This window comes from Enterobacter sp. DSM 30060, assembly GCF_013375955.1.
In the GTDB taxonomy this organism is placed as follows: Bacteria; Pseudomonadota; Gammaproteobacteria; order Enterobacterales; family Enterobacteriaceae; genus Enterobacter; species Enterobacter intestinihominis.
In genome coordinates, this window is the sequence record NZ_CP056118.1 from 110,368 (window position 1) to 134,732 (window position 24,365).

Here is a 24,365-nt window from a genome sequence, read left to right on the forward strand (position 1 = left end):
TCTGCGTTGCTTCCGGCAGAAATGCTCAGTTATAAGAGAGCTTCATGACTCGGCCAGGATTATAAGTAAAGCATAAAAATGTGGAGTGATAAGCGCACCAGGCCCCGGTAAGCGAAGTGCCACCGGGGAACGTTAAATGGCACAATAGCGCAGAAAACGCTGGAGCGAGCTGGAAAGGTGTTTCTGACGATGGTGGATGCACCACAGCGTGCGCACCAGCTTCGGCAGCGGAACGGGGATCTCAACCAGAGAGCCGGTTTCCAGCTGTTCGGCGATCACCCGTCGGGAAAGACAGCTAATGCCCAGGCCATGACGTACGGCATGCTTAATGGCCTCGGAGTTACCTAACTCCATCCCTAGCTGGAACTGCGGCAGATGGGACAGCAGTAGATAATCGACAATCTCACGCGTGCCGGAGCCCTGCTCTCGCAGGATCCACTGCGCCTGCGCCAGACGCTCCAGCGTAACCTCGCCCTGGAGTAAAGAAGAGGCCGGGGAAGCAAACACCACCAGCTCATCCTCAAGCCAGGGCTCCGCAATGATATCGACGTTGTGGCACGGCCCTTCGATAAGACCGATGTCCACGCGGAAATCAATCACCGCGTTAATCACGTCCTGGCTGTTGCCGACGCTCATCTCCAGCGGCAGGGTCGGAAAATCCCGGCGGTAGCGGGCGATCACTTCCGGCAGGATGTAATTACCGATCGTGCTGCTGGCGTAGACGCGAATAGCGCCGTTGTCCTCGCGGAACAGCTGTTCGATCTCCGTTGCCTGCTCAAGCAAGGCCAGGGCACGCGGATACAGCAGGCGGCCATGTTCGTTCACCACCAGTCGCTTTCCTACCCTGTCGAAAAGCTGGACGCCCAGTTGCCCTTCAAGATCGGTCAAGGCCGCGCTAACGGCGGACTGCGAGAGCGCCAGCATTTGTGACGCCTGGGTTGTCGAGCCGCTTTTCAGCACCTCGGCAAAAACTTCCAGCTGACGCAATGTAATGTGCATGGTTGCTTACCACTTATAAAGATTGATTATAAATATATAATCAATTTTATTTTTAAGCCAGAGCATCGTAACCTTTAGCCAGACAAAGGAGAAGGTTATGTCAGAAATCACCTTACAACATCATCGTACAGTGTGGCACTTCGTGCCGGGTCTCGCGCTAAGCGCCGTGGTTACCGGCGTGGCCTTATGGGGTGGCAGTATACCGGCTGTTGCCGGTGCAGGGTTCAGCGCCCTGACGCTGGCCATTCTGCTCGGCATGGTGGTCGGGAACACCGTTTACCCGCATATCTGGAAATCCTGCGACGGCGGCGTGATTTTCGCCAAGCAGCATTTATTACGTCTCGGGATCATCCTTTATGGCTTCCGTCTCACCTTTTCGCAGATCGCGGATGTGGGTGTCAGCGGGATTGCCATCGACGTCCTGACCCTTTCGAGCACCTTTTTACTGGCGTGCTTTATCGGCCAGAAGATCTTTGGACTGGACAAACAGACCAGCTGGCTGATCGGTGCGGGTAGTAGCATCTGCGGCGCAGCGGCTGTACTGGCAACAGAGCCGGTAGTCAAAGCCGAGGCCAGTAAAGTCACGGTTGCCGTCGCGACGGTAGTTATCTTCGGTACGCTGGCGATCTTCCTGTATCCAGCCATGTATCCGCTGGTGGCGCACTGGTTTAGCCCGGAAACCTACGGCATTTATATCGGCTCAACCATGCACGAAGTGGCGCAGGTGGTGGCGGCAGGTCACGCCATTAACCCGGAAGCGGAAAACGCGGCGGTCATCGCCAAAATGCTGCGCGTGATGATGCTGGCCCCGTTCCTGATTTTCCTCGCGGCGCGGGTTAAACAGCTGGCTCCTGCAGGCGGCAGCGAGAAAAGCAAAATCACCATTCCGTGGTTTGCGATCCTGTTCATCGTGGTCGCTATCTTCAACTCTTTCCACCTGCTGCCAAAAGTGATGGTGGATATGCTGGTCACGCTGGATACGGTCCTGCTGGCGATGGCAATGGCGGCGCTGGGCGTCACCACGCACGTCAGCGCGCTGAAAAAAGCCGGGGCGAAACCGCTGCTGATGGCGCTGGTGCTGTTCATCTGGCTGATAGTTGGCGGCGGTGCGATTAACCTTGCGGTACACAGCCTGTTGGCATAAACCATCTCGTCCTTCTCCTGTTAACCCGTTATCATAGGCATTTCGGGTTAACAGGAGTCTTTTTATGAAATATGTTGGAGCGCACGTCAGCGCTGCCGGTGGCCTTGCGAATGCCGCCATTCGCGCCGCCGAAATCGAGGCGACCGCTTTCGCCCTGTTCACCAAAAACCAGCGGCAGTGGCGCGCAGCTCCCCTCACCGCGGAAGTGATTGATGACTTCAAAGCCGCCTGCGAGAAATACCGCTATGGGCCTGGGCAGATCCTCCCGCACGACAGTTACCTGATTAACCTCGGCCACCCGGTTGCTGAGGCGCTGGAAAAATCCCGCGAAGCATTCCTGGATGAGGTTCAGCGCTGTGAACAGCTGGGGCTGACGCTGCTGAACTTCCATCCCGGTAGCCATCTGATGCAAATCGACGAAGACGCCTGTCTGGCGCGCATTGCCGAGTCCATCAACATGACGCTGGATAAAACCCAGGGCGTGACGGCGGTGATTGAGAATACCGCCGGTCAGGGCAGCAACCTCGGCTTTAAGTTTGAGCATCTGGCGGCGATCATCGACGGCGTGGAAGACAAATCCCGCGTGGGCGTGTGCATTGATACCTGCCACGCGTTTGCCGCCGGGTATGACCTGCGCACAACCGAGGCCACGAAAAATACCTTCGAAGAGTTCGAGCGTATTGTTGGTTTTAAATATCTTCGCGGTATGCACTTAAACGATGCGAAAAGCGCGTTCGGCAGCCGCGTAGACCGTCACCACAGCCTGGGCGAAGGTAATATCGGCCACGATGCGTTCCGCTTTATCATGCAGGATCCCCGCTTCGACGGCATTCCAATGGTGCTGGAAACCATCAATCCGGATATCTGGGCAGAAGAGATTGCCTGGCTGAAGGCACAGCAGACCGCTGAACAGGCGGCATAAAAAAAGCCGGGCGCTTAACGCGACCCGGCTTTTTTGTAGGTCGGGTAAGGCGAAGCCGCCACCCGACACCTCTTTTAGGCTGCTTTTGCGACCACTTCCGCTTCCGGACGCTTCAGCACCGCGTAAGACAGACCCGCCACCAGCGTACCGGCAACAATCGCCAGCAGGTAGCCCAGCACCGGCGTGATGGCGCCAGGGATCAGCAGGACGAACAGACCGCCGTGCGGTGCCATCAGTTTCGCACCTACCGCCATGGAGATAGCTCCCGTTACCGCACCGCCGACGATACAGCATGGCAGAACACGCATTGGATCGCGCGCCGCAAACGGGATTGCGCCTTCGGTAATGAAGCACAGACCCAGCACCAGCGCCGCTTTGCCGCCTTCCTGCTGCGCTTTATCAAACTTACGACGGGCAATGATTGTCGCCAGGCCAAGCGCCAGCGGAGGCACCATACCTGCCGCCATGATCGCCGCCATCGGCGCGTAGGTCTGGGTACTCAGCAGGCCAACGCCGAACGCGTATGCCGCTTTGTTTACCGGACCGCCCATGTCGGTACACATCATACCGCCGAGGATTGCGCCCAACAGCACCGCGTTCGCCGTCCCCATGGTTTGCAGCCAGTGGGTCAGACCTTCCAGAATGCCCGCGACCGGCTTACCAATCAGGTAAATCATCGCCAGACCGACCACCAGGCTGGAAATCAGCGGGATGATCAGGATAGGTTTCAGCGCCTCCATACTCTGCGGCAGCTTCAGCTTAGAGCTGATGAGCTTCGCCACGTAACCGGCAAGGAAACCGGCAATAATACCGCCGATAAAGCCAGAACCAGTGCTCACGGCCAGCATACCGCCGATAAGACCCGGCGTCAGACCCGGACGGTCAGCGATGGAGAAGGCGATAAAGCCCGCCAGCACCGGCACCATCAGCGCAAACGCGGAGCCGCCACCAATCTGCATCAACGCTGCCGCCAGCGTGCCCTGCTCTTTAAAGGCTTCGATACCAAAGGCAAAGGAGAGCGCAATACACAGGCCGCCCGCCACCACCATCGGCAGCATGTAGGAAACCCCGGTTAACAGGTGACGATAGGCACCCGCAGACTCTTTCTTACCTTCGCCAGGCGTCTTAGCCGCACCGGTCGCCTGATAAGGTTTGGCTTCCGCCAGCGCTTTATCAAACTCCTGCGCAGTTTTCTTCAGCGCCAGGCCGGTTGAGGTGCGGAACATCGGCTTACCGGCAAACTTCGCCAGATCCACTTCGATATCGGCCGCCACGATCACCAGATCGGCTTCGGCCACCTCTTCCGGCGTGATGGCATTACCCGCGCCAACAGAGCCGCGAGTTTCAACCTTCACCCACCAGCCGCGTTTTTTCGCTTCGGTTTCAATGGCTTCAGCCGCCATAAAGGTGTGAGCCACACCTGTCGGGCAGGCCGTTACCGCAACAATGCGTTTCGGCCCAGCGGTTGCGACCGGCGCGGCCTCAACGGGTGAGCTGTAAACCGTCGCATGACCTTTTGCTTCGCTCAGAAACAGTTCAGGGTGTGCCACCGCGCGGTTAATATCGCCCAGCCATACTTTTTTGCCGTTCAGGGCGCTGTCCGCGGGGATTCTGTCGCCCAGAACAATCGCCATTTCAGCATCACCCGGGTTATCAATGATATCCAGGTGCGCTTTTTGTGCCGCCGCGCCCAGCAGGGTCTTCGCCATATAGGCACGAGCCTGTCCGAGACCGGAGTCAATGATCAGCAGCGTTTTCATTATTCCTCTCCTGCTGTTAGTTAAAAGGTTTTAAGTCAACGCGCGCCATCATCGCGGCTAACTGGGTACGATCGGTAATACCGACATTGCTCTGGCTCACGGCCAGGGCCGCAACGGCGGTAGCAAGGCGCAGGGTATGTTCACTGGATTCGCGCATCAGCAGACCGTAGATCAGGCCGCCAACCATCGAATCCCCGGCACCCACGGTGCTGACCACTTCCATAGAAGGCGGTTTGGCAATCCATTCCCCGGAGGCGTTAACCCACAGGGCACCTTCTGCACCCAGCGAAATCACCACATGAGCGATACCCTGCTCGCGCAGCGCATGGGCAGCGTCAATCACATCCTTTAATTCTGGCAGCTTACGGCCCGCCCAGATTTCCAGTTCACGGCGGTTAGGCTTAACCAGCCATGGCGAGGCTTTCAGACCGGCGACCAGCGCGTCGCGGCTGCTGTCAAAAATAATGCACGGGCACTGGCTGCGCAGGCGCGTCATCCAGTCGGTGAACGCTTCCGGGCTGACGCCGGACGGCAGGCTACCGCTGACGCACACCATGTCAAACTGGCCCAGCCAGCTCAGGGAATCGGCAACGAAGCGCTCCCAGTCAGCCGGGGTCACTTCGAAGCCGGAGAAGTTCAGATCGGTCACTTCACCGTCTTTCTCGGTCAGCTTAACGTTAATACGGGTACGGCCCTGCACAACCTGAAAACGGTTAGCGATGCCCAGTTCACTGAACAACTGCTGAAAACCGTCCTGGTTGTCTTTGCCAAGGAAGCCGCCAACGGTGACGTCGATGCCGAGATCTTTCAGCACCTTCGCCACGTTAATCCCTTTCCCTGCGGCATGCAGGCCGGTGGTTCGCACCAGGTTAACTTCGCCACGCTCAATTTCCGGGCAGAAGCCCACCAGATCGTAAGCCGGGTTCAGCGTAATGGTCGCAACACGTCTGCTCATTATGCGCCCTCCCCCAGACCGGCCGCGATGGCGTCGCCAATCGCTTTCAGCGCCTGTTCAGCATCAGCACCCTGCGCGGTAAAACGCAGACGATGGCCTTTCTTCACACCCAGCGCGACAACTTTCATCAGGCTGCGCCCGTTGGCTGGTTTACCCGAACCGTCCAGATTGGTCACGGTGATCTCACTTTCAAATTGTTTAATGGTATTCACCAGCATGGTGCCCGGACGGGCATGCAGGCCGTGTTCGTTACGCACCACGTACTCCGCGCTCAGCAGGTTGTCCGTCAGCGCATCGTCGCTGGTCAACAGGGCCAGCACCGTCGCCGCGTCTGCGTTCAGCAATTTTTCAGCTTTATTGTTCAGCAGCAGATCGCCAAGGCGCTTCAGCACGGAAACCGGCTGATCGTCAGCCATGGCAACGGTTACCAGCATCGCGGCGCGTTCACCGTCTGTCTCAAAGGCAACCGCAGCACGGCTGACCGCGATAGCACTGCGCAGGTTGCCTTCAGCACTGTCGTTCAGCCAGATGCCCTGACCCAGGTTTAAAGGCTTATCATTGATGGTGCGGGTCACAAAGGCGGTATCAGCCGCCCCCACCTCTTTCAGGCGAGCCGCGTTCAGCGCCTGGAGCGTCACCAGATCGGACGCGACGACGTCCAGCATCAGGGTTTCATTATCCAGCTTCAGCGCTTCGCTCTGTTTTTCGCCCATCAGCAGGGCACGCAGCTCTTCAGCAGTGGTGGCGGATTTAAGCTGTTCCGCGACGGCATCATCGCTCAGCACGTGCGTCAACTGACGCAGCAGGCCCAGGTGTTCGTCACCGCTGGCCGCGATACCGATCGCCACGTAAGCCACCTGCCCCTCGCCCCAGAGCACGCCCTGCGGGAACTGGTAAACCTGCACGCCGGTTTTCAGCACCTGATCGCGGGTGTCCGTGGTGCCGTGCGGAATTGCAATACCGTTACCGAGGAAGGTGGAGGTCTGCTGTTCACGCGCCAGCATGCCGTTGACGTAGCCGTCAGCCACGTTGCCAGCCTGCACGAGCGCAGCGGCGACCTGGCGAATAGCCTCTTCTTTATTCCCGGCCTGTTCGCCCGGGTGGATATCCTGAACAGATAACTGGAACATGATTCTCCTCTCCTGCTGAAATTGAATCGTTTCAGCTTAACTGAGAAAATATGCGCTAACCTGCTTCTACAGGACATGCAAGATAGCGCTGAAACGTTTCAAGAAGTCTTGTCTTTTCTACAAAAGGTTGCAAGAAAAGTTACATTTCTTGTTGCAGAATTTAGAAGTGCAGCACATTTCTTCTTCAATAGGGAGGTTTTTGCTGATGTTCAGCAAACATGTTCAGCACGCTTCAGCGAAACAGCGTTAAACTGAAATGCTATTTTGATTTATTGTGGCAATCTTGATTTTGCCCTCTGTTTATTTAATGACAGGCGGCGTAAACTCCGCCTCTCTCTGTTACTCGCAAAGACTGAACATGCATAACACCCCCGCTGCCGCCTCACCAAAGCCCTTTGATTTGACGTCAACGGCGTTTTTGATTGTTGCTTTCCTCACCGGTATTGCCGGTGCGTTACAAACGCCTACGCTGAGCCTGTTTCTGACCAACGAAGTCCACGCGCGTCCGGCGATGGTTGGCTTCTTCTTCACCGGGAGCGCCATCATTGGCATCCTGGTCAGCCAGTTTCTGGCCGGGCGTTCCGACAGAAAAGGCGATCGCAAAAGCCTGATTGTTTTTTGCTGTCTGCTGGGCGTTTTCGCCTGCGTGTTGTTTGCCTGGAACCGCAACTATTTCATTCTGCTGTTTGTTGGGGTGTTCCTGAGCAGCTTCGGCTCGACCGCCAACCCGCAGATGTTCGCCCTTGCCCGCGAGCACGCCGACCGCACCGGGCGGGAAGCGGTGATGTTCAGCTCGATACTGCGCGCGCAGGTGTCGCTTGCGTGGGTGATTGGCCCCCCGCTCGCCTACGCGCTGGCAATGGGTTTTGGCTTTACGGTAATGTACCTCAGCGCGGCGGTAGCCTTCGTGGTGTGTGGCGCAATGGTATGGTTCTTCCTGCCTTCCATGCGTAAAGAGCCGAAAGTGGCGACCGGTACGCTGGAAGCACCGCGGCGTAACCGGCGCGACGCACTACTGTTATTCATTATCTGTACGCTGATGTGGGGAACGAACAGCCTCTATATCATTAATATGCCGTTGTTTATTATTGATGAGCTGCATCTGCCGGAGAAGCTGGCCGGGATCATGATGGGAACCGCCGCGGGGCTTGAGATCCCCACCATGCTGATTGCGGGCTATTACGCGAAGCGCTTCGGCAAGCGCTTTTTGATGCGCATCGCCGCCGTTGCCGGGCTGCTGTTTTATATCGGTATGCTGACGGTTCATACGCCAGCGCTGCTTCTTGCTTTACAGCTGCTGAACGCCATTTACATCGGTATTCTGGCCGGTATCGGCATGCTCTACTTCCAGGATCTGATGCCGGGTCAGGCAGGCGCTGCCACCACCCTTTATACTAATACCACCCGCGTGGGCTGGATTATTGCAGGCTCACTGGCGGGCGTTGTGGCTGAAATCTGGAACTATCATACGGTGTTCTGGATTGCGCTGGTGATGTGCGTCCTGACGCTGAGCTGCCTGACGCGGATTAAGGACGTTTAAGGCGCGGTGAGCGCTTCCAGCTCAAGCAGGTAAGTGATGGCCTGCTGGCGCGTACTGCCGCACATTTCGGCGTCAGGCTGGAGCCCGGAGCACACCTTCGGGCGTAAAGGCGAGCCAAAGATCATGCACAGGTTAGATTCAGAGAGCTGAACGCAGCGGGTATTGGCAGGCTTGCCTTGTGGCATGCCTGGAATGGGGCTTGAGATGGACGGTGCGGTACAGCACGCGCCACAGTCGGAACGACAATCCATACATGCTCTCTGTTGGTGGCAGATGCCCGCGCAGTCGGGCATTGCGCGCACAGTAACACCTTTTATGTATTGATAGCAAAACCCACGAATTCCGCTTGCCTGAAAGGCCGCGCGCGAGTAATTTGGCGCGATATTTTTTACCTCCCGTAAACAGGATTACTGCAATGCCAAGAGCGAACGAAATCAAGAAAGGTATGGTACTGAATTACAACGGCAAACTGCTGATTGTGAAAGATATCGACATTCAGGCACCCAGCGCCCGTGGCGCAGCAACGCTGTATAAAATGCGTTTCTCCGATGTCCGTACCGGCCTGAAAGTGGAAGAACGTTTTAAAGGCGACGATATCGTGGATACCGTGACCCTGACCCGTCGCTACGTTGATTTTTCTTATATCGACGGCAACGAATACGTGTTCATGGATAAAGAAGATTACACCCCGTATATCTTCACCAAAGATCAGATCGAAGAAGAGCTGCTGTTTATTCCTGAAGGTGGAATGCCGGACATGCAGGTGCTGACCTGGGATGGCGTGTTGCTGGCGCTGGAGCTGCCGCAGACCGTTGATCTGGAAATCGTTGAAACGGCACCGGGCATCAAAGGCGCGTCTGCAAGCGCGCGTAACAAACCGGCTACCCTGACTACCGGTCTGGTCGTACAGGTGCCAGAATACCTGTCAGCGGGCGAGAAAATCCGTATCCATATCGAAGAAAAACGCTATATGGGTCGCGCTGACTGATTGTGGCGTTTGCCGGGTGGCGGCTGCGCCTTACCCGGCCTACAAAAACACAAAAACCGGCCTCAGAGCCGGTTTTTCGTAGGCCCGGTAAGCGTAGCGCCACCGGGCAATCAGGCTTACAGAAGCTCTGGATACTTCGTCATTTTCAGCGCCAGCTCGATACCGCGCACTTCCGCCATCCCTTTCAGACGGCCAATCGCCGAATACCCTGGATTCGTTTTCTTGCGCAGATCGTCCAGCATCTGATGCCCGTGATCCGGACGGAACGGGATAGGACGTACATCCCCCGCCTGCTTACGACGTACTTCTTCAGAGAGAATGGCATCCACCACCGCAACCATGTTCACGTCGCCGCCAAGGTGGGCTGCTTCATGGAAGGTTTTTGGATTCTCTTCACGGCAGGTTGCACGCAGGTGAGTGAAATGAATGCGATCCCCAAAGGTTTCGATCATCCGCACCAGATCGTTATCCGCACGCACGCCGTAAGAGCCCGTACACATGGTAAAGCCGTTGTAGATGCTGTCCACCGTCTCTTTTAGCCACTGCATATCCTCAATGGTCGACACGATACGCGGCAGGCCGAGGATTGGGCGCGGAGGATCGTCCGGATGGACCGCCAGCCGCACGCCCGCTTCTTCTGCCACCGGCACGATAGCGCGCAGGAAGTGCGCCATGTTTTCACGCAGCTGGTTTTTATCGATATCGCCATATTCCGCCAGGCGCGCGCGGAACTGATCGAGGGTATAGCCCTCTTCCGCCCCCGGCAGGCCCGCGATAATATTGCGAACCAGCTTCTCAATGTCCGCTTCACTGGCGGCATTGAACCACGCCAGCGCCTGCTGCTGCTCTTCGGCGGTGTAGTCTGCTTCCGCCCCCGGACGCTTCAGAATGTGTAGCTCGAAAGCCGCAAAAGCGATTTGATCGAAACGCAGCGCCTTCGAACCATCGGCCATTTCATATTCCAGGTCGGTACGCGTCCAGTCCAGAATTGGCATAAAGTTATAGCAGACGGTATCAATACCGCAGGCCGCCAGGTTACGAATGCTCTGCTGATAATTCGCAATCCAGGTTTCACACTCACCGGAGTGGGTTTTGATATCTTCGTGAACCGGAATACTTTCCACGACAGACCAGGTTAGACCCTTCTCTGCCAGCTGTGCCTGACGCTTTTGGATTTCCTCCACCGGCCACACCTGACCGTTCGGAATATGATGCAGCGCCGTGACCACACCCGTTGCGCCAGCCTGACGCACATCATCAAGAGAAACCGGATCGTTCGGCCCGTACCAACGCCAGGTTTGTTCCATTGCCCCACCCTCTCAAGTTGTTATACCAATATGGATTACCTCAATGACGACTACCATACATGTTTAATCGAAGTGGTCAACACAGCGCGCGACATTGATTGATCAAACTCACATAACCGGGATATTTACGGCTTACCAATTTAATTTGTTGTCATATAACTTTACACTGGCATTGTTAATTAATGGTTAATCAGGTGTGTACTACATGAAGACTATTGCCTCCACCGCGCTTCCTGCTCATGTCCAGCAGCCCCGCTACGATCGCGAGCAGTTACGCTCCCGCATCGTCCATTTCGGTTTTGGCGCGTTCCACCGAGCGCATCAGGCGTTGTTAACAAACCGGGTGCTGAACGCCAAAGGAGGCGACTGGGGTATTTGTGAGATTAGCCTCTTTAGCGGCGATGTTCTCATGCGCCAGCTCCGCGCGCAGGATCATCTGTTTACCGTGCTGGAGAAAGGTGCCGAAGGCAATCAGCCCATTATTATCGGTGCGGTAAAAGAGTGCCTGAACGCAAAACTCGACTCGCTGGCAGCCATTATTGAGAAGTTCTGCGAACCGCAGGTTGCCATTGTCTCCCTCACCATTACCGAAAAAGGCTACTGCATCGATCCGGCGACGGGGAAACTGGATATGCACAACAGCCGCATTCTGCACGATCTTGAGCATCCGTCTGAGCCGCATTCCGCGCCGGGTATTCTGGTCGAAGCGCTTCATCGCCGCCGCGAGCGCGGCCTGCCGGCGTTTACCGTGCTCTCCTGCGACAACATTCCCGATAACGGCCACGTGGTGAAAAATGCCGTTCTCGGCATGGCCGGAAAGCGTTCCGCAGAGCTGGCCGGATGGATCGAGGCGCACGTGAGCTTCCCTGGCACCATGGTCGACCGAATCGTGCCCGCCGCCACTGACGCCTCACTCGCGGAAATCACCCAGGAACTTGGCGTTGAAGATCCCTGCGCCATCAGCTGTGAACCGTTCATTCAGTGGGTAGTGGAAGATAACTTTGTCGCCGGGCGTCCGGAATGGGAGGTTGCAGGCGTACAGATGGTTGAGGATGTCCTGCCCTGGGAGCAGATGAAGCTGCGGATGCTGAACGGCAGCCACTCCTTCCTGGCGTATCTGGGCTACCTTGCCGGCTACGCGCACATAAATGAATGTATGCAGGACGACAGCTTCCGCGAGGCTGCCCGCAGGCTGATGCTGAATGAGCAGGCCCCTACGCTGCGCATCACCAACGTCGATCTGACAGCCTATGCTGACAGCCTGCTTGACCGCTTCGCCAACCCGGCGCTACAGCACCGCACCTGGCAAATCGCTATGGACGGCAGTCAGAAGCTGCCTCAGCGCATGCTGGATGGGATCCGCATGCATCTTGAGCGTAACACCGCCTGGCCATTACTGGCGCTGGGCGTCGCAGGCTGGATGCGCTACGTCAGCGGGACGGACGACCAGGGCAACGCCATTGACGTGCGCGATCCGCTGAGCGACAAGTTTCAGGCCATTGTCGCTACCAGCAGTGACGCAGAACGCGTTAGCGCCCTGCTGACGCTAAAAGAAATCTTTGGCGACGACCTGCCGCAAAACCCTGTCTTTGTCGAGGCAATCACCGGCGCGTACCAGCGCCTCGTCCGGCTCGGCGCGCGTCAGGCCGTTATCGAAACGTTAAAAATTTAGCGATTATTGCGTTTAAGGCGAACGGTTTTGCGCTCCGTTCGCCCTCCCTCTTCTCAATGCCCGATTTTTTCGTCAGGATGATAGATAGTTGTTACTACATCACAATTATTTATCGGAGCGCACGTGACCAAAACCAACCTGATCACCGGTTTTCTCGGCAGCGGTAAAACTACGTCCATTCTGCATTTGCTGGACAATAAAGATCCGGCGGAAAAGTGGGCCGTGCTGGTCAACGAATTTGGCGAAGTGGGGATCGACGGCGCGTTGCTCGCCGACAGCGGCGCGATGGTGAAAGAGATCCCGGGCGGGTGTATGTGCTGCGTGAATGGTCTGCCGATGCAGGTCGGGCTGAATACGCTGCTGCGTCAGGGCAAGCCTGACCGTCTGCTGATTGAACCCACTGGGCTGGGTCATCCGAAGCAAATTCTTGATTTACTGACCGCCCCGGTCTACGAGCCGTGGCTTGAGCTGCGTGCGACGCTTTGCCTGCTCGACCCCCGCCAGCTGCTGGATGAAAAAGCGATCAATAACGACAATTTCCGCGACCAGCTCGCCTCGGCAGACATCATCGTGGCGAATAAATCCGATCGCGCGACGGCTGAGAGTCAGGCCGCGTTCAATGCCTGGTGGCAGCAGGCTGGCGGTGGACGTCAGTACGTGCAGACCACCCAGGGCAACATTGATGGCGCCCTGCTCGATCTTCCCCGCCTCAACCAGACGCAACTGCCTGCCAGCGCAGAGCATTCACATAGCCACGGCGCGAAGCAAGGTCTGGCAGCGCTGAGCCTGCCGGAACATCAGCGCTGGCGTCGAAATCTGAACAGCGGCCAGGGACACCAGGCCTGCGGCTGGATCTTCGATGCCGATACGGTTTTCGACACCATTGGTATACTGGAATGGGCGAGACTGGCGCCGGTTGAGCGGGTAAAAGGGATCATGCGCACCCCGGATGGTCTGGTGCGCATTAATCGTCAGGGCGAGGATTTCTTTATAGAAACCCAGAACGTCGCGCCACCCGACAGCCGGATAGAGTTAATTAGTGCGGTTAATACCGACTGGAATGCCCTCCAGTCAAGCCTGTTGAAGCTTCGTTTAAGTTTGGGCGGCTAACGTTGCCCCTGATTTCACACATTGCTGAAGACTATGACGACTCGACTTCCTGCTATTTTATTGCTCAACGCTGCCGGTCTGGCGATCTTTTTCTCCTGGTATATCCCGGCGGATCACGGATTCTGGTTCCCGCTGGATTCCGGGCTGTTCCACTTCTTTAACCAGGCGCTGGCGAAGAGTGAAGCCTTCCTGTGGCTGGTGGCGATCACCAACAACCGCGCGTTTGACGGCTGTTCGCTGCTGGCAATGGGCTGTCTGATGCTCTCCTTCTGGCTGAAGGAGGACAAAACGGGTCGTCGCCGTATTCTGATTATCGGCCTGGTCATGCTGCTGGCAGCCGTGATTATCAACCAGCTGGCGCAGCATCTGATGCCGGTTAAACGCGCCAGTCCGTCGCTCTCTTTCCCGAATATTAACCGCGTCAGCGAGCTGCTTCATATTCCAACCAAAGACGCCTCGAAGGACAGCTTCCCGGGCGACCACGGTATGATGCTGATGATTTTTGCTGGCTTCATGCTGCGCTATTTCGGTAAAAAAGCCTTCGCCATCGCCCTGGTTATTGTGGTGGTATTTGCATTTCCGCGGGTGATGATTGGCGCTCACTGGCTGACAGATATCGCCGTAGGCTCCCTCACGGCGGTGTTAATTGGTTTACCCTGGGTGCTGATGACTCCCCTGAGCGATCGCGTAATAGGTATTTTTGATCGCTATCTTCCCGGCAAATTTAAACAAGTCTGAAACAAATAAATAACGCTAATTAACACCATTCATCAGGGATCGTTTTCGATCCCTGAGTCACTTCTTTCCGGCATCATTCAGCGCTGTCATCATTCCGTCATACAATTCGTGATAAAAATGAAGCAATTGCAGGGATTACCGGTATGAATGGCGGCATTTTGAGCAATTCCGCGCTGTAACGTTGTGTATCACATTTTCTTATAAAAAAACGGTCTTTTTTGCTCGCAATGCCCTTTGCAATCGGTTAACCTCGAACTCGTTTTGCCCCATTGAGATAATTATTATCGTGGTGAATAATTTTGTGCGTTGTGCCACAGATTTCACCATAAAGAATTGTCTCATTGTGAACAGATAATTAGTCTCGTCACGGTTGGCATTTTTATAACGATATTTTCGTTAAGGACTTCAAGGGAAAACAAACAAAATGGTCAAATCTCAACCAATTTTGAGATATATCTTGCGGGGGATCCCGGCGATTGCAGTGGCGGTTCTGCTTTCGGCATGTAGTACGACGAACACCGCGAAGAATATGCATCCTGAGACGCGTGTTGTGGGAATGGAAGATTCCTCTTCACTGCAAGCCTCTCAGGATGAATTTGAAAATATGGTACGTAATCTCGACGTTAAGTCGCGTATTATGGATCAGTATGCTGACTGGAAAGGCGTGCGTTACCGCCTGGGCGGCAGCACCAAGAAAGGCATCGATTGCTCCGCATTCGTACAGCGTACTTTCCGTGAGCAGTTTGGGTTAGACCTTCCGCGTTCTACTTATGAACAGCAGGAAATGGGCAAGTCCATTTCGCGCACTAAACTGCGTACGGGCGATTTAGTCCTGTTCAGAGCAGGTTCAACCGGTCGACACGTTGGCATCTATATCGGTAACGATCAGTTTGTCCATGCTTCCACCAGCAGTGGTGTGACGATTTCCAGCATGAACGAACCTTACTGGAAGAAGCGCTACAACGAAGCTCGCCGCGTTCTGAGCCGTAGTTAATATTGCTGTCGTATCGTTGGTTATCCCTTGGCTGGCGATACGATTAAAAAAGCACTGCTCCGGCAGTGTTTTTTTTTGCCCGTTACACTGATAGACATCCCGCGTCATTTCAGGAATCACGACATCTATGTTTACCCGCTACTTCTCCAGCAACCGCAAGATACTGTTTCTCAGTATTCTGACGGGGTTGTTTACCGCCCTGCTTCTGAGTGCATTACAGTTTTACTGGAGTTATCACAAGCGAGAAGTCAGGTACGATACCCTCATTACGGATTTAAGCGTCTACATGGAGAGCTTTTTCGACGAGCTTAAAACCTCTATTGATACGCTCCAGCCGCTCACGCTGAACAGCTGTGAAGAGGTCAGTGCGGCGCTCACCTCACGCGCGGCCTTCAGTATTAACGTGCGCGCCTTTTTGCTGGTCCGGGATAAACAGGCCTTCTGCTCTTCGGCAACAGGTCCGATGAATACCCCAATGGAAACGCTTATCCCTCAGCTACACATCAGCAAACCTGTTGATATCGCGCTCCTGCCGGGTACGCCCATGCTGCCGGATAAACCCGCGATCGCTATCTGGTATCGCAATCCGCTGGTAAAAGACGGCGGCGTATTTACCTCCGTGAACATCAACCTGACGCCTTACCTTCTTTATACGTCACGTCAGGATGAATTTTCCGGAATATCGATCGTCATTGGCGACTCCGCGTTATCCACCCAGTCCGGAATGCTGGTTCAGGCGGGGGATTTGCCTGAGGTCCCTGCCCGCACCGCCACGCTGAAAAATATTCCTCTGACCGTTAACGTCTATGCGCAAGCCTGGAAGACCGATGAACTGCTCTACGCCGTGTTCTTCGGCCTGGTCTGCGGTATTGCGGCAGGTCTGCTGAATTTCTATATTCTCACTATCCGTCTGAATCCCGGGAAAGAGATCCTTACGGCCATCAAGCACGACCAGTTCTACGTGGTCTATCAGCCCGTCGTGGATGCGCAGTCGCTCAGAATGACCGGGCTGGAAGTCCTGATGCGCTGGAAGCACCCGGTGATGGGCGAAATTCCACCGGATGCCTTTATTAACTTCGCTGAAGCGCAGAAGCTGATTGTCCCGCTGACGCTGCATCTTTTTGACCTGATTATCCGCGATGCCCCTGTCCTGCAAACGGTGCTCCCGCCTGGTGCCAAGTTTGGGATCAACATCGCGCCCGGTCATCTGCATGCGGAAAGCTTTAAAGAGGATATGCGCGCGTTTGCCGCTGCCCTTCCGCCCGATCACTTCCAGATTGTGCTGGAAATAACCGAGCGCGACATGATCAACCACCGCGAGGCAAATCAGCTGTTTGAATGGCTGCACAATGAAGGTTTTGAAATCGCCATCGATGATTTTGGCACCGGCCACAGCGCGCTGATCTATCTGGAACGCTTCACGATGGATTACCTGAAAATTGACCGTGGCTTCGTGAATGCCATCGGGACTGAAACCGTTACCTCGCCAGTGCTTGACGCGGTGCTGACGCTGGCAGAACGCCTGAATATGTTAACCGTCGCCGAGGGTGTTGAAACGCCCGAGCAGGCGGCGTGGCTGCGCGAGCATGGCGTGAACTATCTTCAGGGCTACTGGATCGGCCGACCAATGCCGCTGGAGCAGTTCAGGACGTGGCAACCCGACATCACGCTCGGGGAATAATTTCACAATCACGACGCTGTCCCTTATTATTCTCCTCAACCGAGCCTGCCTGTGAACAAAGGGATCCGCCGCACTATGATTATGCGCGTTGTATTGATGCTGTTGGCGCTGGTGAGCCTGTCGGGCCAGGCGCAGACCATCAAAGAGAGCACGGCCTTTGCCGTCATTGGCGAGCCGAAGTATGCGGTCAACTTTACTCACTACGATTATGTGAACCCCGCCGCCCCGAAAGGCGGGAACGTGACGCTTTCCGCGACCGGAACGTTTGACAACTTTAACCGCTTCGCCCTGCGCGGCGTGGCGGCAGCGCGTACCGAATCCCTCTATGACACGCTGTTCGTCACCTCCGACGACGAGCCCGGCAGCTATTATCCCCTGGTCGCTGAGAACGTGCGTTACGCCGATGATTTTAGCTGGGCAGAAATCGCGATTAATCCGCGGGCGCGTTTTCACGACGGTACGCCGGTTAGCGCCCGCGATGTGGCGTTCACCTTTCATAAATTTATGACCGAAGGGGTGCCGCAGTTTCGTCTGGTGTACAAGGGCACCACGGTGAAAGCCATCGCCCCGCTGACCGTGCGAATCGAACTCCCTGAGCCAAACAAAGAGAATATGCTGAGCCTGTTCTCCCTGCCCGTCATGCCTGAATCATTCTGGAAAAACCATAAGCTGAGCGATCCCCTCTCTTCCCCGCCGCTGGCCGGAGGACCGTATCGCATTACCGACTGGCGAATGGGCCAGTACGTGATCTATTCCCGCGTGAAAGATTACTGGGCAGCCACGCTGCCGGTGAACCGGGGCCGCTGGAACTTCGATACAATCCGCTACGACTACTACCTGGATGATAACGTGGCCTTCGAGGCGTTTAAGGCAGGCGCATTTGATTTACGTGTCGAGAACAGCGCCAAAAACTGGGCGACCCGGTATATCGGAAAAAATTTCGCGAAAGGCTATATCGTTAAAGACGAACATAAAAACGAATCCGCGCAGGACACGCGCTGGCTGGCGTTTAATATTCAGCGCCCGGTTTTTTCCGATCGTCGGGTGCGTGAAGCTATTACCCTGGCGTTTGATTTCGAATGGATGAACAAAGCGCTGTTTTACGGAGCCTACAGCCGGGCGAACAGCTATTTCCAGAATACTGAATATGCCGCCCGCGATTATCCCCACGCGGACGAGCTGGTTTTGCTGGCCCCAATGAAAGCGGAGCTCCCGCCGGAAGTGTTCACCCGCCTATTTGAACCGCCAAAATCCGACGGAAACGGGTTCGACCGGGACAACCTGCTGAAAGCCAGCAAACTGCTGGATGACGCTGGCTGGGTGTTGAAAAATCGGCTACGAGTAAATGTTAAAACTGGTAAGCCGCTCAGCTTCGAACTGCTGATTGCCTCCGGCGCAAACGATCAGTGGGTGCTGCCGTTTAAGAAGAACCTTGCCCGTCTTGGGGTGACCATGAATATCCGCCAGGTCGATATTGCCCAGCTGACCAACCGCAAGCGCAGTCGCGATTACGACATGATGCAAACCCTGTGGGCTGCCCAGCCGTGGCCGAGTTCAGACCTGCAAATCTCCTGGGCATCGGGGTATATCGACTCCTCCTACAACGCTCCGGGGGTAAAGAGTCCGGTGATTGATGCGCTGATCGCGAAAATCGTTGCCGCTCAGGGCGATAAAGAGAAACTTCTGCCGCTCGGGCGTGCGCTTGACCGGGTGTTAACCTGGAACTATTACATGCTGCCGATGTGGTACATGGGTGAAGATCGCGTGGCCCGCTGGGACAAATTCTCCCTGCCCGCCGTTCGCCCGGTTTATACGCTTGGTTTTGATACGTGGTGGTATGACGTGAATAAAGCCGCAAAACTGCCCGCAGCGCGGCGTTGAGGAGTGACGATGGGCGCTTATCTTATCCGCAGGCTGCTGCTGGTTATCCCGACGCTATGGGCCATCATTACCATTAACTTTTTTATCGTGCAGATTGCCCCCGGCGGCCCGGTGGACCAGGCGATTGCGGCCATAGAATTTGGTCACGCTGGCGGCATGCCGGGCGGCGGCGGTGAAGGAATGGGGGCCAGCCATGCCCGGACGGGCGTGGGCAATATCAGCGAAAGCCACTACCGGGGCGGTCGGGGACTGGATCCGGAGGTGATCGCCGAGATCACCCATCGCTATGGTTTTGACAAGCCGCTGCACGAGCGTTATTTCAGGATGCTCTGGGATTATGTCCGTTTCGATTTTGGCGACAGCCTGTTTCGCAGCGCCTCGGTGCTAACCCTGATCAAGCAAAGCCTTCCGGTTTCCATCACGCTCGGACTGTGGGGGACGCTGATTATTTATCTGGTCTCCATTCCGCTGGGGATCCGCAAAGCGGTCTACAACGGTAGCCGTTTTGATATCTGGAGCAGCACGTTCATTATCATCGGCTACGCTATCCCGGCGTTTCTGTTTGCCGTGCTGCTGATTGTCTTTTTCGCTGGCGGCAGTTATTTCGACCTCTTCCCGCTGCGCGGGCTGGTCTCTGCGGATTTCAGCACGTTGCCGTGGTATCAGAAAATCACCGATTACTTCTGGCACATCACGCTTCCGGTGCTGGCGACGGTTATCGGCGGTTTTGCGGCGCTTACGATGCTGACCAAAAATGCCTTTCTTGATGAGATCCGCAAACAGTACGTCGTCACCGCGCGCGCCAAAGGCGTCGGTGAAAAGCAGATTATGTGGAAGCACGTTTTTCGTAACGCCATGCTGCTGGTGATTGCCGGTTTTCCCGCCACGTTCATCAGTATGTTTTTTACCGGCTCTCTGCTGATAGAAGTGATGTTCTCTCTCAACGGTTTAGGGCTGCTCGGCTATGAGGCCACCGTCTCCCGTGATTACCCGGTGATGTTTGGCACACTGTACATTTTCACCCTGATCGGCCTGCTGCTGAATATCATCAGCGATATCAGCTATACGCTGGTCGATCCCCGTATCGATTTTGAGGGCCGCTGATGTTGCGTTTAAGCCCCGTCAATCAGGCCCGCTGGGCGCGCTTTCGCCACAACCGTCGCGGCTACTGGTCGCTGTGGATCTTCGCCGTCCTGTTCGCCTTAAGTCTGTGTTCCGAACTGATTGCCAACGATAAACCCCTGCTGGTGCATTTCAAAGATCGCTGGTACGTGCCGGTGCTTACTACCTATAGCGAAAGCGATTTTGGCGGTCCGTTTGCGACGCCAGCCGAGTATCAGGATCCCTGGTTACGTGAACAGATCGCGGAGCACGGCTGGGCGCTTTGGGCACCGATTCGTTTTGGCGCGAACAGTATTAACTACGCCACGTCCACCCCCTTCCCTTCCCCGCCTTCCTCGCAAAACTGGCTGGGAACGGACGCCAACGGCGGCGATGTGCTGGCGCGCATCCTCTATGGCACCCGCATCTCGCTCCTGTTTGGGCTGCTTCTGACGCTCTTTAGCAGCGTGATGGGCGTCGTGGCGGGCGCCATGCAGGGCTATTACGGTGGAAAAATCGATTTGTGGGGGCAGCGCGTAATTGAAGTCTGGTCCGGTATGCCGACGCTGTTTCTGATTATCCTGCTGTCCAGCGTAGTACAGCCTGGCTTCTGGTGGCTGTTAGGCATCACCGTCCTGTTCGGCTGGATGGCACTGGTCGGCGTGGTGCGCGCGGAGTTTCTGCGCACGCGAAATTACGATTATATTCGCGCCGCGCAGGCATTAGGCGTGAGCGATCGCGCAATTATCTTCCGTCACATGCTTCCCAATGCGGTGGTGGCGACCCTCACCTTCCTGCCGTTTATTTTGTGTAGCTCCATTACCACCCTGACGTCGCTCGATTTTCTTGGTTTCGGTTTGCCGCTGGGCTCACCGTCTCTTGGCGAACTGCTGTTGCAGGGCAAAAACAACCTCCAGGCCCCCTGGCTGGGCATCGCCGCATTCCTCTCCGTGGCGGTGCTGCTTTCCCTGCTGATTTTTATTGGCGAAGCCGTGCGCGATGCCTTCGATCCCAACAAGGCGGTATGACATGACCCGGCCTCTTCTGAGCATAGAAAATCTGTCGATTGCGTTTTCAAAGCAGGGCGAATCTCGCCCGGTGGTGACGGATTTATCGTTGCAGATCCAGCGCGGAGAGACGCTGGCGCTGGTCGGGGAATCCGGCTCCGGTAAGAGCGTTTCGGCTCTGTCGGTGCTGCGCCTGCTCCCTTCCCCGCCGGTTAGCTATCCGCAGGGGGATATTCTGTTCCATGGACAATCCCTGCTGAACGCTGATGAGCAAACCCTGCGCGGCATTCGTGGCAATAAGATTGCCATGATTTTTCAGGAGCCGATGGTTTCGCTCAATCCATTGCATACGCTGGAAAAACAGCTCTATGAAGTGCTGTCACTTCATCGGGGAATGCGTAAAGAGGCAGCGCGGGGGGAAATTCTGGACTGCCTTGAACGCACCGGCATTCGTAATGCGGCGAAACGGCTGAACGATTTCCCGCATCAGCTTTCCGGCGGCGAGCGCCAGCGCGTGATGATCGCGATGGCGCTGCTGACGCGCCCCGAACTGTTGATTGCGGATGAACCCACCACCGCGCTGGACGTCACGGTGCAGGCGCAAATTCTGCAACTGCTGCGTGAACTGCGCGACGAGCTGAACATGAGCCTGCTGTTTATTACGCATAACCTGGGCATCGTGAAAAAGCTCGCTGACGCGGTGGCCGTGATGCAAAACGGCCGCTGCGTCGAACAGAACAGGGCAACTGCCCTGCTGAGCGCGCCTCAGCACCCGTATACACAGCGCCTGCTCGATAGCGAACCCTCTGGCGACCCGGTTCCGCTTAACGCTGACAGCGCACCGTTGCTGAAGGTTGAGGACCTGTCGGTGTCATTCCCGATCCGCAAAGGCATTTTGCGTCGCGTGGTCGATCACAATCATGTTCTGAAAAACATGAGCTTCTCTCTGCGTCCGGGCGAGTCGCTTGGGCTTGTGGGCGAATCCGGTTCTGGCAAAAGCACCACCGGCCTGGCGCTGCTGCGCCTGATCGCCTCGCAGGGAAGCATTCTCTTTGACGGCATGCCGCTGCAAAACCTGAGCCGCCGGCAAATGCTGCCCGTCCGCCCGCGCATGCAGGTGGTCTTTCAGGATCCGAACTCTTCGCTGAACCCGCGGCTGAGCGTATTGCAGATTATTGAAGAGGGCCTGCGCGTTCATCAGCCCGCGCTGACGGCACAACAGCGTGAAATCGACGTTAAGCGAGTGATGGCGGAAGTGGGTTTAGATCCCGAGACCCGGCACCGGTATCCGGCTGAGTTTTCCGGCGGACAGCGGCAGCGTATAGCGATTGCCCGCGCGCTGATCCTGAAACCGGAGCTGATCGTGCTGGACGAGCCTACCTCTTCACTGGACCGCACCGTGCAGGCGCAAATTCTGGCGCTGCTGAAGGGGCTACAGGAAAAGCATCGGCTGGCCTATATCTTTATCAGCCACGATTTACAGGTGGTGCGTGCGCTTTGCCATCAGGTGGTGGTATTGCGGCAGGGAGAAGTCGTTGAGCAGGGAGAGTGCCAGCGCGTATTCACTGCGCCTGCGCAGGATTACACGCGCCAGCTATTGTCCGCTGACTAGCACTCAGAAAGGATATTGACCGGAGAACGGTTCGGCAATCGCCACGCCGAAGTTTTTCAGACGGCAGGTCGCAGCAAATTCATCCTGGCTGTTAACAAACAGGCACGGCTCACCTTCGCATTCCAGCACGGAGCTGTCTACTTCGATGTCCGTCAGCGCCTGGCTGAGACGTTCCATAACCGGCCACGCATTTTCATCGCTCGGGCTAAGCAGCTTGAGCGCCACCAGACAATTATCCTCCCCGGCAACGCTTTGCGGAATCGGTTCAACTTTCGAACCTGCAAAACCCGTCGACCAGCGATAGCTCTGGGGCAAGCGATGGACAATGGAGAGTTGTAATGTATTCACGTTCAGATCCCCGGAAGCAAATTTACTTCACAATTTATTTACATTTATAGTAACACATCATCGCCAACCTGCACTGTTTAGCGGATTTTATAGGCGTTGCAGGCTCGCGTCGGCGCTATATGTACCCGTTTCTGCGATCTAACTCAACCTTTTTAAATACAATGATGTGACTTTTTACATAAATAGATTTTACATAAAAGAAACAAACACCGGGTAAACGAACCGAGGGTTGGTTGATATGGGTCAACAAAAAGGCCTGTTTCGGGCCTTAAGTGCTCATTTATGCGCCGTCTTACGGGGCCGGCTGGCGTAAAGATAGAAGAGGATGGAGCAAGTCGCGCAGAGGGCAATCGCCCACAGCATCGGCCAGGCAGTATTAAACGTCGCCATTGAGAGCAGCGCCCCGACAATCGCGCCAATCCCGAAACGGAACGTCCCTGCCAGCGACGAGGCGGTGCCCGCCATATGCGGGAATTCGTCGAGGATCACCGCCATCGCGTTGGATGAGACCATCGAGACGCAGCCAACAAACGCCGCTACGCCCACCACCAGCGCCCAAAAACCTACGCCCAACAATGCACTCAATACCAGCCAGATAGCCATCACGAACTGGATCCACAGCCCGGCGCGGAACATATTCAGCGCCCCGACCCGCCGGACAAAGCGGCTGTTGATAATGGTCATCACAAACAGGAACACGATATTCAGCGCGAAGTAGTAACCAAAGTGCTGGGGTGACACATGGTTCAGTTCGATGTACACAAACGGCCCCGCGCTCAGGAACGAAAACATCCCGGCAAAGCTAAAGCCGCTGGCCAGCATATAGCTCAGCACGCGCTTATGGCGAAACAGCGAGGCAAAGTTGCCAAGCGTGGTGCGGACGTGAAACTTCTGACGGCGCTCGACCGGCAGCGTTTCATCGATAAAGACGAAGATCATCACCGAGGCCAGCAGCGCGGCAATCGCCAGGATCCAGAAAATCGCATGCCAGCTGAACCACACCAGCACCGCCCCGCCCACCATGGGGGCGACCAGCGGCGCAATGGTTGTGACCAGCATGACGAACGACATCATGCGTGAGAACTCTTCCTTCGGGTAGATGTCGCGCATCAGCGCGTTAATCACCACGCTTGCCGCAGCCGCAGCCAGGCCATGGAAGAAACGCATCACGATCAGCTGATCGATACTCTGCGCCAGCGCGCAGGCCACCGCCGCCGCGGCAAATATCAACGTCCCGCCCAGAATAACGGGTTTGCGCCCCAGGCTGTCTGCCATTGGGCCATAAAAGAGCTGGCCGAGCGCAAAACCAAGAATGTAGGTGCTGAGCGTCATCTGTGCGCTGCCTGCCGGTACGCCAAACTGCGCGGAAATCACCGGCAGCGCGGGCAGATACATATCGATAGACAGCGGCATCAGCATGGCCAACAGGCCAAGGATAAATACGATTTTAAACGACGAGTGTGGCCTGGTGGTCAC

21 protein-coding genes are annotated in these 24,365 nt (G+C 56.0%); 13 read left to right on the plus strand and 8 right to left on the minus strand.

From position 1 onward, the window contains the following. Positions 1–132 precede the first annotated feature (132 nt). The gene (gene yieE, locus HWQ15_RS00465; protein WP_017383387.1) at positions 133–999 is read right to left on the minus strand and encodes a DNA-binding transcriptional regulator YeiE; all 867 of its coding nucleotides are present in this window, start codon (positions 997–999) and stop codon (positions 133–135) included. A gap of 97 nt (positions 1,000–1,096) precedes the next feature. Here yieE and HWQ15_RS00470 point away from each other — a divergent pair, with 97 nt between their 5' ends. Both HWQ15_RS00470 and nfo read left to right on the plus strand, forming a co-directional pair. After that, a complete protein-coding gene (locus HWQ15_RS00470; protein ID WP_023306611.1) occupies positions 1,097–2,143 on the plus strand; it encodes a YeiH family protein in 1,047 nt (348 codons plus the stop codon). A 64-nt stretch (positions 2,144–2,207) separates the two neighbouring features. Then, positions 2,208–3,065 (plus strand): deoxyribonuclease IV, encoded by an 858-nt coding sequence (nfo, locus tag HWQ15_RS00475; protein ID WP_023300589.1) that lies wholly within the window; start codon positions 2,208–2,210, stop codon positions 3,063–3,065. A 74-nt stretch (positions 3,066–3,139) separates the two neighbouring features. Here nfo and fruA read toward each other — a convergent pair whose 3' ends face one another. Genes fruA through fruB form a run of 3 tightly spaced genes read right to left on the minus strand, consistent with a single transcriptional unit; the run spans position 3,140 to position 6,910 of the window. Next, positions 3,140–4,825: a PTS fructose transporter subunit IIBC gene (gene fruA, locus HWQ15_RS00480; RefSeq protein WP_063148500.1), complete on the minus strand. Its 1,686-nt coding sequence runs from the start codon at positions 4,823–4,825 to the stop codon at positions 3,140–3,142. Positions 4,826–4,841: 16 nt separating this feature from the next. Further along, the gene (gene fruK, locus HWQ15_RS00485; RefSeq protein WP_006811313.1) at positions 4,842–5,780 is read right to left on the minus strand and encodes a 1-phosphofructokinase; all 939 of its coding nucleotides are present in this window, start codon (positions 5,778–5,780) and stop codon (positions 4,842–4,844) included. Next, positions 5,780–6,910 (minus strand): fused PTS fructose transporter subunit IIA/HPr protein, encoded by a 1,131-nt coding sequence (gene fruB / locus HWQ15_RS00490; RefSeq protein ID WP_045308656.1) that lies wholly within the window; start codon positions 6,908–6,910, stop codon positions 5,780–5,782. Before fruB ends, fruK begins: the two co-directional genes overlap by 1 nt. Before the next feature lie 358 nt (positions 6,911–7,268). On the opposite strand from fruB, the gene setB reads away from it, so the two are divergent. Continuing rightward, positions 7,269–8,450, plus strand: coding sequence for a sugar efflux transporter SetB (gene setB, locus HWQ15_RS00495; RefSeq protein WP_038416423.1), 1,182 nt, complete (start codon positions 7,269–7,271; stop codon positions 8,448–8,450). Here the strand turns inward: setB and HWQ15_RS00500 are convergent. After that, positions 8,447–8,701 carry a YkgJ family cysteine cluster protein gene (locus HWQ15_RS00500; RefSeq protein ID WP_048966258.1) on the minus strand — a complete coding sequence of 85 codons (255 nt, stop codon included), beginning with the start codon at positions 8,699–8,701 and terminating at the stop codon, positions 8,447–8,449. The genes setB and HWQ15_RS00500 overlap by 4 nt on opposite strands. 164 nt (positions 8,702–8,865) lie before the next feature. Here HWQ15_RS00500 and yeiP point away from each other — a divergent pair, with 164 nt between their 5' ends. Then, positions 8,866–9,438: an elongation factor P-like protein YeiP gene (gene yeiP, locus HWQ15_RS00505; RefSeq protein WP_003859355.1), complete on the plus strand. Its 573-nt coding sequence runs from the start codon at positions 8,866–8,868 to the stop codon at positions 9,436–9,438. Between the two features lie 116 nt (positions 9,439–9,554). On the opposite strand, the gene uxuA is transcribed toward yeiP, so the two are convergent. Continuing rightward, positions 9,555–10,745 carry a mannonate dehydratase gene (uxuA, locus tag HWQ15_RS00510; RefSeq protein ID WP_022648722.1) on the minus strand — a complete coding sequence of 397 codons (1,191 nt, stop codon included), beginning with the start codon at positions 10,743–10,745 and terminating at the stop codon, positions 9,555–9,557. A gap of 205 nt (positions 10,746–10,950) precedes the next feature. Here uxuA and HWQ15_RS00515 point away from each other — a divergent pair, with 205 nt between their 5' ends. The 9 genes from HWQ15_RS00515 to yejF all read left to right on the plus strand — a co-directional run bounded on the left by HWQ15_RS00515 (position 10,951) and on the right by yejF (position 22,541). Next, on the plus strand, positions 10,951–12,417 hold the full coding sequence (locus tag HWQ15_RS00515) for a mannitol dehydrogenase family protein (RefSeq protein WP_032623900.1): 1,467 nt from the start codon (positions 10,951–10,953) through the stop codon (positions 12,415–12,417). Positions 12,418–12,540: 123 nt separating this feature from the next. Then, positions 12,541–13,527, plus strand: coding sequence for a GTP-binding protein (locus HWQ15_RS00520; RefSeq protein WP_063148499.1), 987 nt, complete (start codon positions 12,541–12,543; stop codon positions 13,525–13,527). A gap of 33 nt (positions 13,528–13,560) precedes the next feature. Further along, positions 13,561–14,265: a phosphatase PAP2 family protein gene (locus HWQ15_RS00525; protein ID WP_063148498.1), complete on the plus strand. Its 705-nt coding sequence runs from the start codon at positions 13,561–13,563 to the stop codon at positions 14,263–14,265. Between the two features lie 424 nt (positions 14,266–14,689). Beyond that, positions 14,690–15,259, plus strand: a complete 570-nt coding sequence (gene mepS / locus HWQ15_RS00530) for a bifunctional murein DD-endopeptidase/murein LD-carboxypeptidase (protein ID WP_003859364.1) — start codon at positions 14,690–14,692, stop codon at positions 15,257–15,259. A gap of 127 nt (positions 15,260–15,386) precedes the next feature. Then, complete coding sequence (locus HWQ15_RS00535; protein WP_063148497.1) at positions 15,387–16,940, plus strand: cyclic di-GMP phosphodiesterase; 1,554 nt, start codon at positions 15,387–15,389, stop codon at positions 16,938–16,940. A 75-nt stretch (positions 16,941–17,015) separates the two neighbouring features. Beyond that, entirely contained in the window at positions 17,016–18,821 is a 1,806-nt protein-coding gene (locus HWQ15_RS00540) for an extracellular solute-binding protein (protein ID WP_063148496.1), read from the plus strand. Between the two features lie 9 nt (positions 18,822–18,830). Beyond that, positions 18,831–19,925 (plus strand): microcin C ABC transporter permease YejB, encoded by a 1,095-nt coding sequence (locus HWQ15_RS00545; protein ID WP_003859369.1) that lies wholly within the window; start codon positions 18,831–18,833, stop codon positions 19,923–19,925. Continuing rightward, on the plus strand, positions 19,925–20,950 hold the full coding sequence (locus tag HWQ15_RS00550; RefSeq protein ID WP_063146219.1) for a microcin C ABC transporter permease: 1,026 nt from the start codon (positions 19,925–19,927) through the stop codon (positions 20,948–20,950). The genes HWQ15_RS00545 and HWQ15_RS00550 overlap by 1 nt, the downstream gene beginning before the upstream one ends. Position 20,951: 1 nt before the next feature. Then, positions 20,952–22,541: a microcin C ABC transporter ATP-binding protein YejF gene (gene yejF / locus HWQ15_RS00555; RefSeq protein WP_032623895.1), complete on the plus strand. Its 1,590-nt coding sequence runs from the start codon at positions 20,952–20,954 to the stop codon at positions 22,539–22,541. 3 nt (positions 22,542–22,544) lie between these two features. Here the strand turns inward: yejF and HWQ15_RS00560 are convergent, their stop codons facing one another. Both HWQ15_RS00560 and HWQ15_RS00565 read right to left on the minus strand, forming a co-directional pair. Further along, complete coding sequence (locus HWQ15_RS00560; protein WP_003859372.1) at positions 22,545–22,889, minus strand: YejG family protein; 345 nt, start codon at positions 22,887–22,889, stop codon at positions 22,545–22,547. 276 nt (positions 22,890–23,165) lie between these two features. Next, entirely contained in the window at positions 23,166–24,365 is a 1,200-nt protein-coding gene (locus HWQ15_RS00565; RefSeq protein ID WP_022648730.1) for a Bcr/CflA family multidrug efflux MFS transporter, read from the minus strand.